Below are 14537 nucleotides of genomic sequence, written 5' to 3' on the forward strand. Positions count from 1 at the left end.
AAATAAGCTAGTTAAATATGAATCATCCAGATAAAAAAGAGGCCGCCCCTAACGAGCGGACCGACCGTTTGAAAAAATTAGAAACTTTGCAAGCTCTCGGCCTAGATCCTTATCCCGCGACCGCTCGCCGCGACCATATGATCGCCGAGGTGCTAGCTAAATTTTCCCAATTAGAGAAGAAGTCAGATATTTTTTTCCTGTCCGGCCGCCTGCGCAGCCTGCGCACCCACGGCAACCTGACTTTTGCTAACTTGGAAGATTTTTCTGGCAATATCCAGGTCGCCCTCTCTAAGAATGACCTAGGAGGCGAGAGTTATAAGAATTTCGTGAAGTTGGTGGATGGCGGTGATTTCATTGAAGTAGAGGGCAGTTGTTTCGTGACCCATAAAGGTGAAGAAAGCGTCTTGGTAAAATCATGGCGCCTGCTGACCAAGGCTTTGCGGCCGGTTCCGGATGCTTGGTACGGCCTTAAAGATGAGGAGGAATTATTCCGGAAGCGATATTTAGATATCTTACTCAATCCTGAAACTAAAAAAATGGTTCTGACTCGGGCTAAGTTTTGGCAAGCTACCAGGCAGTTCCTATTAGATCGCGGTTTCATCGAAGTTGAGACTCCGGTTTTAGAAAATACGACCGGCGGTGCTGATGCCCGGCCTTTCGTCACTCATCATAATGCCTTGGATATGGATGTTTATCTGCGGATCTCCATGGGCGAATTGTGGCAGAAGAAATTAATGGTGGCGGGCTTGGAAAAGACTTTTGAAATCGGCCGGCAGTTCCGCAATGAAGGTATGGACGCCGAACACCTGCAGGATTATACCCAGATGGAATTCTATTGGGCTTACGCTAACTATGAGATGGGCATGGAACTGGTCGAGGAGATGTATAAGTATATCGCCCAGGCCGCTTTTGGTACTTTAAAATTCAAGATCAAAGGCTTTGATATTGATTTGGGTAAGAAATGGGAGCGCTATGATTACCGCGAGACAGTTTTAAATATGACCGGCGTCGATGTCTTGAAGGCCTCCGAGAAGGAAATCAAGGCCAAGCTGGATGAGCTTAAGGTTGAATATGATCATAAAGGTTTTAATATTACAAGAGCGATGGATAATCTTTGGAAATATTGTCGTAAGCAGATCGCTGGTCCCGGTTTCTTAGTGGGCACGCCAGTTACGGTTTCTCCTTTAGCAAAAAGGGATGAAAAGAATCCGGATTTAGCCCAGAAGTTCCAACCGATTATTGCCGGTTCCGAGGTTGGCAATGGCTATAGCGAGTTGAATAACCCGATTGATCAGGATATGCGTTTTAGGGAACAACAATCTTTGCGCGAGGCTGGCGATGACGAAGCCCAGATGTATGACCATGATTTCGTTGAAGCTTTGGAATATGGCATGCCGCCGACTTGCGGCTTCGGTTTCAGTGAGAGGCTGTTCAGTTTCTTGATGAATAAGAGCGCGCGCGAATGCCAAATTTTCCCCTTAATGAAACCGAGAGCTTAATATGCGTCTTTGGAGCCTGCATCCTAGGTATTTAGACCAGAAAGGCTTAGTAGCTCTCTGGCGGGAAGGCTTATTAGCCAAGAAAGTCTTAGAAGGGAAGACTAAAGGCTATAAGAGACACCCGCAATTGCAGCGTTTCCAAGATAGTCCTCACGCGCTACATGATATCAACGCTTATCTGACCGCCGTCTACCAAGAAGCCAAGGAGCGCGGCTATAATTTCCAGGCGGCCAAGATAAGTTTTAAAAAGATTAAGAAACAGATAACTGTAAATGAGGGGCAGCTGGCCTATGAATTCCAGCATCTTCTAGCTAAATTATTAGTTAGGGATAAGGCTCGGCATAAGAGCCTGAAAGCTATTAAATCAATCGCCGCCGCGCCTCTTTTTAAAATTGTCAAAGGCGGCAAGGCTGATTGGGAAAAAGTATGAAAAAAATCATTGCCAAGATAAAAAAACTTCTAAAGATCGCCGGCCCCGGGGTAATTACCGGAGCGGCTGATGATGATCCATCGGGTATCGCTACCTATACCCAGACCGGTGCTCAATTCGGCTATAGCCAGCTGTGGGCGACGATCGGCATCCTGCCTTTCCTAGTGGCCACCCAGGAAGCTTGCGCCCGGATCGGGGCTGTGACCGGGCAAGGACTCGCCGCGGTCATTAAAAAGAATTATAATAAGAAAATCCTTTTTTTCGCCGTGGCTTTGGTCGTTTTAGCTAACACTATCAATATCGGCGCTGATATCGGCGCTATGGCGGAAGCGGCCCAATTAATCATACCGGTTAATTTTACGATTCTGGCCCTGGTATTTACCTCTCTGATCTTAGTCCTTGAGATTTTCGTACCCTATAAGAATTATTCTAAGATCTTGAAATGGCTAGTTATCGCTCTCTTGTCTTATCCGATTACGGTTTTCTTGGTGCGCGAACCTTGGCTTTTGATCTTAAAGAATACCTTTGTCCCCAACATCCAGTTCGACTTTAATTTTTTCTTCATCATCACCGGTGTGCTGGGAACGACGATTTCTCCCTATATGTTTTTTTGGGAAGCTTCGGAAGAAGTAGAGGAGGAGAAAATCAAGCATATCTGGCGCCGTAACCTTTTTCCGCGGGGCCTGAAGAAATTCTTGCATAATCTCCAGATCGATAATTTTGTCGGCATGCTGTTTTCTAATTTAGCCGCTTGGTGCATTATCGTGCTGGCGGCCACAGTCTTGCATTCTAACGGGATTACAGACGTCGCTAATGCGGCAGATGCGGCTAGAGCTTTAGAGCCCCTGGTTAACACTTTCCCTAATGCCGGGCTTCTAGCTAAAATTATTTTTGCTGTTGGCATCATTGGTTTGGGTTTGTTAGCCGTTCCAGTCCTTTCCGGTTCGGCTTCCTATGCCATGTCCGAAGCTTTCGGCTGGAATGAGGGCTTGAACCATAGGTTTAGGAAGGCCCAGCATTTTTATGGAGTTATTATTGTAGCGACTCTTATCGGCCTCATCATCAATTTTATCGGTATCGACCCGATTAAGGCTTTGGTGTTTACCGCCGTCTTTAATGGCGTCGTGTCCGTCCCTTTGTTGTTTTTGATTGCTAAAATCGCCAGGAGCGAGAAGATTATGGGCGAGTATCGGAGCGGGGGAGTAAGTAATTTCCTGGTTTGGGGGACTTTTGCCGTCATGGCCCTGTCTTCTATAATCATGTTCTATACTTTAGGGCGTTCACTATTCTAAGCTATGGCTATCATTGAAGTAAATAATCTAAGTAAAAAGTTCAGAGACTTTACAGCCGTATCCGGTTTGTCTTTTCAGGTGTCTGCCGGTGAAATTGTTGCTTTTTTGGGTCCGAACGGAGCCGGCAAGACGACGACTATCAAGATGCTGACAACGGTTTTGAAGCCGACAGGCGGTCAGCTATCTTTGGCTGGGGCTAATCCGGTGACGGAAAAGAACCGCGCCCGGCAAGCTTTCGGGATAGTATTCCAAGACGCCAGCCTAGACGAAGAGTTGACTGCCTATGAGAATATGCTGGTACACGCTGTTTTATATCATCTGCCAGCCAAGGGCCGGAAAGAGAAGATAGACCAGTTGCTTAGTTTTGTAGAGCTGGCTGATCGGCGCCGGGAATTAGTCAAAAACTTTTCCGGCGGCATGAAGCGGCGTTTAGAGATTGCTAAGGGTCTTTTGCATCATCCTCAAATACTATTTCTAGATGAGCCCACCCAAGGTCTTGATCCCCAAACTCGCCATCATATCTGGGACTATATCAAGAAGTTGAACCAGACAGAAAAGATGACTGTTTTCTTTACCACTCATTATATCGAGGAAGCGGACAAGATGGCTGACCGGGTAATCATAGTTGACCATGGCCGGATAATAGCTATTGGCTCGCCGGCAGAGCTCAAGAGTCAAGCGCAAACGGACGACTTGGAAGGAGCATTTATAAAACTGACCGGTTCGGTGATCAGGGAGGAGAAGGCTGACGGTCTTGATCGGATGCGGCGCCGTTTCCACCATTAAACATATGGAGATAATTTATATTCTGTGGCTTAGGCAAATAAAGCGCTATTTACGTTCCCGGGCGCGTATCATTGGTTCTTTAGGACAACCCTTGCTTTTTATGGTCGCTCTTGGATTCGGCTTCGGTCCGATCTTCCAAAAGGCTGGGGCTGGCAATTATATCCAGTTCTTGGTGCCAGGTGTTATCGCGATGACGATTTTATTTACCGCCGTTTTTAACGGTTTAGAGATAATCTGGGATCGTCAGTTCGGTTTCTTGAAGGAGATGTTGGTAGCGCCAGTTTCCCGTTTGCAAATAATGGTTGGCCGTAATCTGGGCGGAGCGACTATTGCTGTTATCCAAGGCTTGATCGTCCTGCTTTTATCTTTTTTGATCGGCTTCCGCTTGGATAATTGGTGGAGCATTTGGCCGGCCCTTGGTTTCATGTTCCTGATCGCTTATCTTTTCACTCTTTTTGGTACGGCCATCGCCTCTCTGGTTAGGGATATGCAGGGCTTCCAGTTAATCATGAATTTCTTGATTATGCCTCTGTTTTTTTTGTCAGGTGCTTTTTTCCCCTTGGATGAATTACCCCGGCCCTTGCTGCTTGTTGTTAAAGTCGACCCCCTGTCCTATGGGGTTGATGCTATTCGTGGCGTCTTGGCTGGCTTGAATCATTTTTCCTTGTTTACAGATTTTGCCGTTCTTGGGATATTGATAGTTATCCTGCTTATAGTAGCTAGCTATCTTTTCTCCAGGATTGAGGCCTGATTGACTAAGAGACAGATGTCTATTATATTATAAATCAGCGGCTTTATGCCGCGCTTTAGATTCGGGGATCGTCTAATGGTAGGACAGCAGGTTCTGGCCCTGCTAATCGGGGTTCAAATCCCTGTCCCCGAGCACCTATATAAAAACGAGCAGAAATGCCCGTTTTTATTATGTTTAATTAGTTCGAAAATAACATCACATTTTTTTATCTTTAGCAAATGCTCTGATTTTATTGACTTAAAAAAGTTCGAATCCCTTTGCCTATTTTTTATTTGACAGCCGTTTTGTTAAAAAGTATCATATCAATATAAATTGATTATATAAATTTATGAAAGCAAAATGTTGTACGAATAAAAAGCTAACCGAGGAATTTTCTAACCTCGCTAAGTTTCTACGGATTATCAGTGACGATAATCGTTTAAGAATTTTATGCTTACTCAAAAATGGGGAACGCTGTGTTTGCGAAATATATCCTAACCTTGATTTATCTCAAAATCTTGTTTCTAGTCATTTAAAAGTTATGCTTGATTTTGGCTTGCTTAAAATTAGACAAGAATGGAAGAAAAACTATTACTCTATTAATCCAATAATATTTAAAAAATATAATTTATCATTAACCAATTTCTTTAAAAACTATGAATAAGCAAATTACCTCGATTCAAGTTTTGGGCTCCGGTTGCCCAACTTGTAAAAAACTATTTGAATTAACTCAAAAAGCAGTTGTTGAATTAGAGTTAAAAACAGAAGTTGAATATATTACCGATATTCAAAAGATTATCGAGCTTGGTGTGATGTCATCTCCGGTTTTAACAATTAACGGTAAAGTGGCCTTAGTCGGCCAATTACCCGGTCTAGAAAAGATAAAAGAATTGCTTGCTTTAAACAGCCAACCAAAGATAGAAGAATCTATTAGTAGTTGTTCTTGTGGTGGTAAGTGCTAAATAAAAATATGGACATTTTTTACCCTATACAATGGTTGGCGGATTTAGTAAGTTACAATTTATTAGGATTAGTTAAAGATTCTTATTTAGCTAATGCTGTTAATTTTTTTATTTACGACACGATAAAAATTGGGCTTTTATTGTTAGTTATAAACTTGGTAATGGCAGCTGTAAATTATTATTTTCCCATGGAAAGGGCTAGGGATATTTTGACTAAGAAGCGTTGGTTGGGTATGAATTATCTAATAGCGGCTTTACTTGGTATAGTCACCCCGTTTTGTTCTTGTTCTTCTATCCCGCTATTTATTGGCTTTATGGCTGCTAGAATACCGCTAGGCGTGACCTTTGCCTTTTTAATTAGCTCACCACTTATTAATGAATCTTCATTATATTTATTTCCAGCGATGTTCGGCATGAAAGTAACTATTCTTTATAATTTATTTGGGTTAGCGATTGCGGTTTTAGGCGGAATGCTTATACAAAAATTAAAATTAGAAAAATACGTAAAGCCCGAATTTTTGAATATTAAGTCACGAGCTAAAATGGAGACGACTATTAACGGGGATAAGCCTAAATTTAAAAAACTTCTCAAAGATTTTTGGCTAGATGGTTTTGCTTTAACTAAAAAAATATATCCTTACGTAATCTTAGGTGTTGGCGTTGGAGCTATTATTCATGGTTTTATTCCTAGTGATATAATTGGGCAATATTTGTCAGCCAAATCACTATGGACAGTTCCATTAGCAGTTATTTTTGCCGTTCCTCTGTATGCTAATTCTGTAACTGTTTTGCCAATAATGGAAGCCTTGGTTGGTAAGGGTGCCCCCCTAGGTACCGTTTTAGCTTTTATGACGGCAATCGTTACCTTGTCGCTGCCAGAGGCGATAATAATAAAAAAAGTGATGCGTTGGCCGCTTTTATTAATCTTTTTCGGTATCACAACGATTGGAATTATAATAATGGGTTATCTATTTAATATAATTTTATAAAATTAAATTATGAAGAAAAATATATTTCTCTTTATTACTTTAGGGGCGCTCATCTTAACCCTAACAGGCTGTTCTGGCGATCAAAAAATAACCTATTTTAACGAAGATGGTAGTTCCAAAACTGTAGCAGTAAAAGACATTGTTAAGCCTGATAAAATAGAGGTGTATCTCTTTCATGCTACTCAGCGTTGCGCTACCTGTATTGCCATTGGCCGCCTAGCCGGCGAAACTGTTAACGAATATTTTCAGCCGGAATTACGAGACGGAAAAATAGAATTTAGAGAAATAAATATTGATCTGCCGGAAAACAAAGAATTAGCCGAAAAGTTTGGAGCCACCGGCTCAGCCCTGTATACAAATGTTATTGTTAAAGGGCAAGATGCTATTGCGCAGGATGTTAAGGTGTGGCGCTTAACTACAAATGAAGAGGCTTTCAAGAGCTATTTAAAAGATAAACTTAATACCCAGTTAGGAAAATAATATGGAAATTATAAATAGCCTAATAGATAATTATAATATACCATTGCTTTCCGCCTTTCTTTTGGGAATATTAACTTCAATTAGCCCGTGCCCCTTAGCTACTAACATCACGGCGGTTGCCTTTATTTCCAAAGATTTTAAAAATCCCGAACGCTCACTTTGGAATGGCTTGTATTATACTTTGGGACGAGCTTTAAGTTATATAATCATCGCCGCCTTAATTTATTTTGGCTTTTCAACTTTTAAAATAGCCGGAATTTTTCAAGGTTGGGGCGATAAAGTCTTGGGATTGGTAATGATTATTATCGGCCTGTTAATGTTTGGGTTTATAAAAATCAATCTCAATTTTAAAAGTGAGAAAATAGAAAAAGCTAAAGTTTGGCTGGCTAGACAGGGCTACCTTGGATCATTTCTATTGGGCATGCTCTTTGCATTAGCATTTTGTCCATATAGCGGTGCTTTATTTTTTGGGGCAGTTATTCCATTAATCATACATTCTCATTCCGGACTACTATTAAGCCCGATATTTGGCTTAGGAACTGGGTTGCCTGTTGTTATTTTTGCTTTTTTATTAGCTTATAGCACTCAAAAGATTGGCAAGACATTCTCTGTTATACAGAAAATTGAGAAAGTAATGCGGTATTTAGTGGCAACTATTTTTATTTTAGTTGGTATATATTATTCTCAATTTTTGTTGTCATATCTTGTCAGTTTTTTTCAACAAATTGGCAAATAAAGTCCGAAAGCAGTCCCTCCAAGCGAGTAATCATATATAAAAATAGGCTAATTTGTGTCTATTTTTGTTTTTAATATTGACAAATTATTAATTATATTACATAATTATTGCAGAATTTTAAAACCCTAGACCGTGAAAATTAAAAATGTTATTTTTTTCGGCTTATTATGGGGAGTAATTTATTTCGGAACCAACAATATAATGCTGTTCACCGCCCGTGAGTTTCCATTATTTCCATTTGAAAGTAAGATTTCGATGAATGAATATTGGATGATTCCTTACGTTTCTTGGATCATTTATATTGTCGCTTTTTGTTTATCCATTAAAAAAGAGGCAAGAAAATTTATTTTGTTGGCAACACTTTTAGTGGTTATTCATGCTTTGATATTTATTTTTTACCCAGTTGAGTTTCCTAGGCATTACGATTTCAATTCGCTTTGCGCGGTAAACAAATTCTTATTAAGTTGCGATAACCCGCGGAATTGCTTTCCCAGCTTGCACGTATCTTTAATTTTCCTAACATTATTATCCGCTCGATTGCTTGGTATATCAAAAATAATGCGCTACCTCTTTGCGATTTGGGGTGCAGTTATCATGATTTCCGTAATCTTTGTGAAACAGCATTACTTGATTGATGTACTGGTCGGAATAATAATGACTACCATTTATTTTTATTTATTTAAAAATAGATTTCGAGAGAGCTTTTAATTGTTGGAGCTCTCTTTTTTAAAATAAAACAGTTCTAATTATATCCCAATTCCTGAGTGAGTAGACAAAATACCGCTTTTCGTGGTATTTTTTGTATATGAATAATTTTTTGGAAAAAATTTTACACATCTTAAGCAAATTAAACATCGCGCCAGTTATATATGGATCTTTTGGCGCATCTCTTTATCTTGGCAATTTCAAAGAATTTGGAGACATCGATATACTCATCGAGGATAATTATATCTCTAATGACTGGGAAGAGTTTAAGAAAACACTTGAAGTAGACGGCTTTACCTTAATTAATGAAAAGGAACATGAATTTGCATTTAACGGTAAGCAAGTCGGATTTGCTGGGAAAAGTATATTAATCAGGGATGGGATAATTAAAGATTATAAAGAGCTGGTCCGATATAAAGATAAGAATGCCCATACCTTAACCCCAGCCGATTTTTTAAGGGCTTACGAGTTCAGCTTCAAAGATGGATATCGTGTTAATAATCGAGCCAAAAACGATCATGACATTATCCTAAAGTTGAAAGATTACATAGCGGCCAATGGTAAGTAGTTCCAATTGCATACTAAGCTCTGAGCAGTTTAAAATAGCCCTATTTTAGTAGGTATAATTGAAGTTTAAGGTAAATAGTGCCAATATTAAAATAAATAAATCAAAATATAATTATGACCATTTGGGATAATATTTATAAAAAATATAAAAAGGATGGGCAAGAATACGCTACTTTACAGCCAGGTTTAATTCCGGAGTTTTTAAATTTTATTCAGAAACGGGATTTTAAGATAAAACAAGTTTTGGATATCGGCTGTGGTAATGGGAAATATTTAATTTTTTTAAAAAGTTTAGGCTTTAAGACCGATGGGATTGATTCTAGCCCGACCGCAGTGGAAATGACTAAAGAGATTTTAAAAGATGACTCAAATATATTATTAGCTGATATATATAAATATGATTTGCCTAAAGAGCAATATGATCTGGTAATTTCCATAGCTGCTATTCATCATGGTTTGAAAGCACAGGTCAATCGAGCCATAAAACAGATTTATCCGGCTCTTTTGCCAGGAGGAAGTTTTTTTGTTACCTTACCAGATAATGAAGGCAGTTCACATTGGACTAGCATGGTCGAACATAAGGAAATAGAACCAGGGGTCAGAGCGCCTCTGCATGGCCCCGAGGCAGGTTTGCCCCACAGCTCTTTTACTAAGGAAGAGATAAAAGAAATGTTTTCTGATTTTGCTAAGGTTGATATGCAACTCTTGGCTGATAGAGGTAGATGGATTATAACTGGTACAAAATAGTTCCAATCTTCTCCCAAACTCCGAACTAGATAGACAAAATACCACTTCTTGTGGTATTTTTGTTATATATTTAAAATATAAACTTATGAATAAAGTTACACACTTTGAATTTCCCTGGGATGATAAGGACAGAGCCAAATCTTTTTATCAAAATGTTTTTGGCTGGAAGCCTTTCGAATGGGAACAATTTTCTTATACTAGTTGGCAGACCGGTCCAGTCGATGAAAAGATGCAGCCCACTGAGTTTGGATTTATCAATGGTGGTTCCAGTAAGCGCGATCCGCAGATGCCTTATCCAATGTTTTACGTCGATGTGGAGGATATTGACGCGACCCTTGAAAAAATTATCGCTCAGGGAGGCGCGATCGTGAGAGGGAAGACCCCTCTTGGAGAAAATGGCAGCATGGGTTTCTTGGCTTGGTTTAAAGATTCCGAAGGTAATATTCTAGGTTTGTCCCAATATAAACAATCGGCCTGATGTTATGAGACAAGAGATTATAAAAGAAATAATCGATAATAAATTATTATATATTTCTCCGGATATAGATGAAAAAGATTGGGTGCTGCTAAAAAATAATAGTCGCACGCCAATTTTTTTAGATACATCAAAATTTATTTCTTTTCCTGAATTATTATATAAGGTAAATCTTTTAGTGATTGATATTATCAAAGATAATTCAATCATTTTTGATAAAATATTGGGTATCCCTTATGGAGGATTGCCATTTAGTTATGGCGTCACCAATATATTGAAAGCGCCTGGCCTAACAATCAGGAAAGAAGGTTATAAAGATTATAGTACTAAAGGGGAGTTGTTGGGTAATTACCAACAAGGGGATAAGGTCCTGATTATTGAAGATGCTACCGTGACAGCTAATACCGTCATGGGCTTTGTAAACAAATTAAAAGCCAATGCCCTAGAAATCAATGACGTGATTACGATTTTAGATATCGAAAAATCAGCCCAAGCTAACCTAGCTAAGTTAGGAGTGAATTTGCAGGCCTTATTTACCTGGAAAGAGCTATATGAAAGCTACAAAAAAGAGTATCCTGGTGTTATCACTAGGGATATGGAACTTTTCTTAGATGCATTTGTGAGCAATTAGTTTGGGATACGTATATTTAAAATCAATAATCAAACGATATGAAATTTTATCTTTCTTCATACAAGCTCGGAGACAGGGTTGGAGAATTAACCCAGCTTATTAATGGCCTCCCTAAGAGGGCAGTCTATATTCCTAATGCTTTGGATTTTGCTTCCGACCTGGAGAGACGGCAGAAGAGCGAGGACGGGGATCTGAGCGAATTATCTGTTCTGGGTCTTGGTATCGAACGGGTCGACCTCCGTGATTATTTCGGTAAAAAAGACGAGCTTAAGGAGAAGCTGTCTGCCTGTGGCCTTATTTATGTCCGGGGCGGTAATGTTTTTGTTCTCAGACAAGCCATGAAACTGAGCGGTTTTGATGACATCTTGAAAGAAATCAGCTCCCGGAACGATTTAGTTTACGGCGGCTATAGCGCCGGCGCTTGCGTGTTAGCTCCTTCTTTGCGTGGCGCCGAATTAGTTGATGACATAAGTGTTTTTCCCTATGAAGCTAATGACAGGGTTATTTGGGAAGGTCTTGGTCTTATAAGCTATGCCATCTTGCCTCATTTTCGCTCCGATCATCCAGAATCAGCGGCTATGGAGAAGGTCTTAGAATTTTATATTTCTTCGAAAATCCCCTTCGTAGCCCTAAAAGATGGAGAGGTTTTAATCTTTTGATTATTTGACTTCTTGCCTTTTATATGATATTATAGACTATTATAATAATCGGATTCGAATCTCATATTTAAGTGATCTTGAGAAAATCGGGTCACTTATTTTTTATGACTGAAAAAACAAATCTTGAAGTCGCTTCCCAAGCTAAGCAGGGTTTTAACGATCTCGGAATCAGCGCTTCGATCGTCAAAATAATTACCGGCTTAGGACTTGAGACTCCGACTCCAATCCAAAGAAAAACTATGCCGCTGGCCTTAGCTGGCCAAGATGTAATCGGCATTGCCCAGACAGGAACCGGCAAAACCTTAGCCTTCGGCGTGCCGATGATTGAGCGCTTGGCCCAACTCAAGGGCCAGGGCCTAATCGTCGCCCCGACCCGCGAATTAGCTCTGCAAGTCGAGGAAAGCATCAAAAAGATTGGTCGCCCCCTAGGCTTGCGGACAGCGGTCTTAATAGGCGGCGAAGCTCTAGACCGCCAGCTTTTTTGCTTGCGCAAAAAGCCGCATATAGTTATCGCTACTCCGGGGCGCCTGATTGATCATCTTAAACGTCGGACCTATCGCTTAGACCAGGTTAAGGTCATCGTGCTAGACGAAGCCGACATGATGTTAGACCTTGGTTTTGCTCCCCAGATTGCCGAAATAATGGAACAGGCTCCCTCAGAGCGCCAGACCATGCTTTTTTCGGCTACTATGCCAGCAGCCATCGTCAAGATTGCGGCTAAATATATGAAGACGCCGGTCAGTATCGAGGTGGCGCCTCCAGGAACGACAGCCGAACAGGTTGATCAGGAGATATTTATCATTAATGGTGAAGAACGCCTGACGCATCTGCAAAAGATCTTGGCCCGCTATTCTGGCTCAGTCTTGGTGTTCGTCCGTACTAAGCACGGAGTGAAAGCGTTGACGATCAAATTGAAAGCGGCTGGTCATCGGGCGGTAGAAATCCATTCCAATCTTTCTCTCGGCCGTCGAAAGGCTGCTTTGGAGAGCTTTAAGAATAAGAAGGAACGAATCTTAGTGGCCACTGATGTCGCCGCTCGCGGTTTGGATGTGAAGGGAATAGAATTGGTGGTTAACTATAACCTACCGGACTGTTCGGAAGATTATGTCCATCGTATCGGCCGGACCGGCCGAGCCGGCCAGCCGGGCAAGGCGATTTCTTTCGCGACAGCCGGTGAAAGCCGGGAGATAAGAGCAATCGAAAAGTTGATTAATAAGAATATCAAGCGGACGGAGTTCGTGAAACTAATCAAGCCGGTTCATCCCGCCACAGCTAAAAAGAGAAGGCGCTTCCAACCCAAACCGGCCAAAAAGGGTCAAGCTCCTTTTGCCAAGCGCTTCCGCAAGCCAAAGTATAGAAAAAATTAATATTAATAGACAAAATACCGCTTTCCGTGGTATTTTTGTTATATAAATAGACTCTAAAAATATGCTAGATCTCAAACAGCTCAAAGACTTCTTGGCCAAAGCTAAAAAAGCCGGCTATGCTAGCGGCGAAACGGCCGTTAAGGCAGTTGAGGAAGATAAGTCTAAGACTATTGTTTTTGAAGAAGGAGACTTTAAGTATCATGATAATTATTTTGGCGGCGAACCCTACGGAGGCAGGGAAGTTGTCTTTTTTAAGGGTGAGCCAGTCTATCTGATGGTCTATTATGGTTTGGTTAAAGAAGATATTAGCGACTTCAAGGCAGTCTATCGGATCCTGCAGAAATCGCTATCTTTGATTCCAGCTGACTACCCATATCGCGGGCCCAAGGAATTTAGTGAAGGGGATTATAGATACCAGAATGATTTTATGGGCGAGATTAATGATTTTTCCGGCGAAGAGCTGATAGAATTCCAAGGCCGGGAAATATATCGGGCTAAGTATATCGGCGGTTTGGTCGACCAAAGGAAAGAAGAATAAAATCTAAAAAGAATTATGCTATTATCATCTCTTCTGCTTTTACTAGCCTTGTTCGTAGTCGTAAAAAGCGCTAATTTTGCCATTCATTATGCTACCCTCTTAGCCGAAAGTTTGAGTTTGCCTAAATATGTAGTGGGTTTTGCCGTGGTGGCAGTCATCTCTATCTTGCCGGAAACTTTTGTTGCGGTGACTTCAGCGCTTGAAGGTCTGCCGGCTTTCGGCTTAGGCACCCTGTTCGGATCTAATATCGCCGATTTGACTTTAGTTTTTGCCTTGGTAGTCTTCTTGTCCGGCCGGAAGCTGAAGATAGAGAGCCGCCTGATCAAGAATCGCTTCTTCCATATCGGCGCGATGGCGGTTCCGATTATCTTGGGTTTAGATGGCCGCTATTCCAGGTGGGACGCCTTGATTTTGATCTTAGCCGGTATCGCGTTTTATTATGTCATCTTGAAGAAGAATATTTATATCGCCAAAACCGATCGGGAAAAGTTCCGTATCCAGAATATTCTCCTCTTATTATTAAGTATGGCCGGCTTATTAGCTGGTTCGCATTTTACCGTCAGATACGGAGTCAGCCTGGCTAATAGCTTAGAGATCAGCCCAATCTTAATCGGCATGCTAGTCGTCGGTCTAGGCACGACCTTACCGGAACTATTTTTTTCCGTTAAAGCCGCCCGGCACCATCACGACGATTTAGCCCTGGGAGATATCTTGGGCACGGTTATCGCTGACGCTACCATCGTGGTCGGGCTCATCGCCCTGATTAGTCCCTTTTCCTTTAATCTAAGGATTATCTATATTACTGGCGCCTTTATGTTTCTGGCCACCTTTCTTTTGTTTATCTTCATGAAGTCAGACAAAAGATTGAGCCGGAAAGAAGCGGGGTTACTTTTCCTTTTCTATGTCATATTCGTCATTACTGAGTTCTTAGCTAACCGTTAGTC

The 14537-nt window shown here is 41.0% G+C and carries 19 protein-coding genes and 1 tRNA gene; all 20 read left to right on the forward strand.

Annotation, left to right across the window (positions count from 1 at the left end):
- Positions 1–17: 17 nt before the first annotated feature.
- The 20 genes from lysS to WC441_01615 all read left to right on the forward strand — a co-directional run bounded on the left by lysS (position 18) and on the right by WC441_01615 (position 14535).
- Positions 18–1499, forward strand: a complete 1482-nt coding sequence (gene lysS, locus WC441_01520; GenBank protein ID MFA5163187.1) for a lysine--tRNA ligase — start codon at positions 18–20, stop codon at positions 1497–1499.
- Between the two features lies 1 nt (position 1500).
- Positions 1501–1929 carry a pyrimidine dimer DNA glycosylase/endonuclease V gene (locus tag WC441_01525; protein ID MFA5163188.1) on the forward strand — a complete coding sequence of 143 codons (429 nt, stop codon included), beginning with the start codon at positions 1501–1503 and terminating at the stop codon, positions 1927–1929.
- On the forward strand, positions 1926–3221 hold the full coding sequence (locus WC441_01530; protein ID MFA5163189.1) for a divalent metal cation transporter: 1296 nt from the start codon (positions 1926–1928) through the stop codon (positions 3219–3221). The genes WC441_01525 and WC441_01530 overlap by 4 nt, the downstream gene beginning before the upstream one ends.
- Before the next feature lie 3 nt (positions 3222–3224).
- On the forward strand, positions 3225–4007 hold the full coding sequence (locus WC441_01535; protein ID MFA5163190.1) for an ATP-binding cassette domain-containing protein: 783 nt from the start codon (positions 3225–3227) through the stop codon (positions 4005–4007).
- Positions 4008–4011: 4 nt separating this feature from the next.
- Entirely contained in the window at positions 4012–4758 is a 747-nt protein-coding gene (locus tag WC441_01540) for an ABC transporter permease (GenBank protein MFA5163191.1), read from the forward strand.
- A gap of 61 nt (positions 4759–4819) precedes the next feature.
- Positions 4820–4890 (forward strand) — tRNA-Gln (locus WC441_01545).
- A 196-nt stretch (positions 4891–5086) separates the two neighbouring features.
- Positions 5087–5401, forward strand: coding sequence for a metalloregulator ArsR/SmtB family transcription factor (locus WC441_01550; GenBank protein MFA5163192.1), 315 nt, complete (start codon positions 5087–5089; stop codon positions 5399–5401).
- Complete coding sequence (locus WC441_01555; GenBank protein ID MFA5163193.1) at positions 5394–5699, forward strand: thioredoxin family protein; 306 nt, start codon at positions 5394–5396, stop codon at positions 5697–5699. The genes WC441_01550 and WC441_01555 overlap by 8 nt, the downstream gene beginning before the upstream one ends.
- Positions 5700–5707: 8 nt before the next feature.
- Positions 5708–6688, forward strand: a complete 981-nt coding sequence (locus tag WC441_01560) for a permease (GenBank protein ID MFA5163194.1) — start codon at positions 5708–5710, stop codon at positions 6686–6688.
- A 9-nt stretch (positions 6689–6697) separates the two neighbouring features.
- On the forward strand, positions 6698–7168 hold the full coding sequence (locus WC441_01565) for a nitrophenyl compound nitroreductase subunit ArsF family protein (GenBank protein ID MFA5163195.1): 471 nt from the start codon (positions 6698–6700) through the stop codon (positions 7166–7168).
- A gap of 1 nt (position 7169) precedes the next feature.
- Entirely contained in the window at positions 7170–7904 is a 735-nt protein-coding gene (locus WC441_01570) for an aromatic aminobenezylarsenical efflux permease ArsG family transporter (GenBank protein ID MFA5163196.1), read from the forward strand.
- 132 nt (positions 7905–8036) lie between these two features.
- Positions 8037–8612, forward strand: coding sequence for a phosphatase PAP2 family protein (locus WC441_01575; GenBank protein ID MFA5163197.1), 576 nt, complete (start codon positions 8037–8039; stop codon positions 8610–8612).
- Between the two features lie 97 nt (positions 8613–8709).
- A complete protein-coding gene (locus WC441_01580; GenBank protein MFA5163198.1) occupies positions 8710–9177 on the forward strand; it encodes a hypothetical protein in 468 nt (155 codons plus the stop codon).
- Between the two features lie 113 nt (positions 9178–9290).
- Complete coding sequence (locus WC441_01585; protein ID MFA5163199.1) at positions 9291–9923, forward strand: class I SAM-dependent methyltransferase; 633 nt, start codon at positions 9291–9293, stop codon at positions 9921–9923.
- Positions 9924–10008: 85 nt separating this feature from the next.
- The gene (locus WC441_01590) at positions 10009–10401 is read left to right on the forward strand and encodes a VOC family protein (GenBank protein MFA5163200.1); all 393 of its coding nucleotides are present in this window, start codon (positions 10009–10011) and stop codon (positions 10399–10401) included.
- Between the two features lie 4 nt (positions 10402–10405).
- Entirely contained in the window at positions 10406–11029 is a 624-nt protein-coding gene (locus WC441_01595; GenBank protein MFA5163201.1) for a phosphoribosyltransferase family protein, read from the forward strand.
- Positions 11030–11067: 38 nt separating this feature from the next.
- Positions 11068–11688: a Type 1 glutamine amidotransferase-like domain-containing protein gene (locus WC441_01600; protein MFA5163202.1), complete on the forward strand. Its 621-nt coding sequence runs from the start codon at positions 11068–11070 to the stop codon at positions 11686–11688.
- A gap of 104 nt (positions 11689–11792) precedes the next feature.
- Entirely contained in the window at positions 11793–13055 is a 1263-nt protein-coding gene (locus tag WC441_01605; protein ID MFA5163203.1) for a DEAD/DEAH box helicase, read from the forward strand.
- Between the two features lie 61 nt (positions 13056–13116).
- Positions 13117–13593 carry a DUF5680 domain-containing protein gene (locus WC441_01610; protein ID MFA5163204.1) on the forward strand — a complete coding sequence of 159 codons (477 nt, stop codon included), beginning with the start codon at positions 13117–13119 and terminating at the stop codon, positions 13591–13593.
- A gap of 15 nt (positions 13594–13608) precedes the next feature.
- Positions 13609–14535 carry a sodium:calcium antiporter gene (locus WC441_01615; protein MFA5163205.1) on the forward strand — a complete coding sequence of 309 codons (927 nt, stop codon included), beginning with the start codon at positions 13609–13611 and terminating at the stop codon, positions 14533–14535.
- Positions 14536–14537 lie beyond the last annotated feature (2 nt).

The organism is Patescibacteria group bacterium (genome assembly GCA_041651355.1).
In the GTDB taxonomy this organism is placed as follows: domain Bacteria; phylum Patescibacteriota; class Patescibacteriia; order Patescibacteriales; family UBA12465; genus JAPLVX01.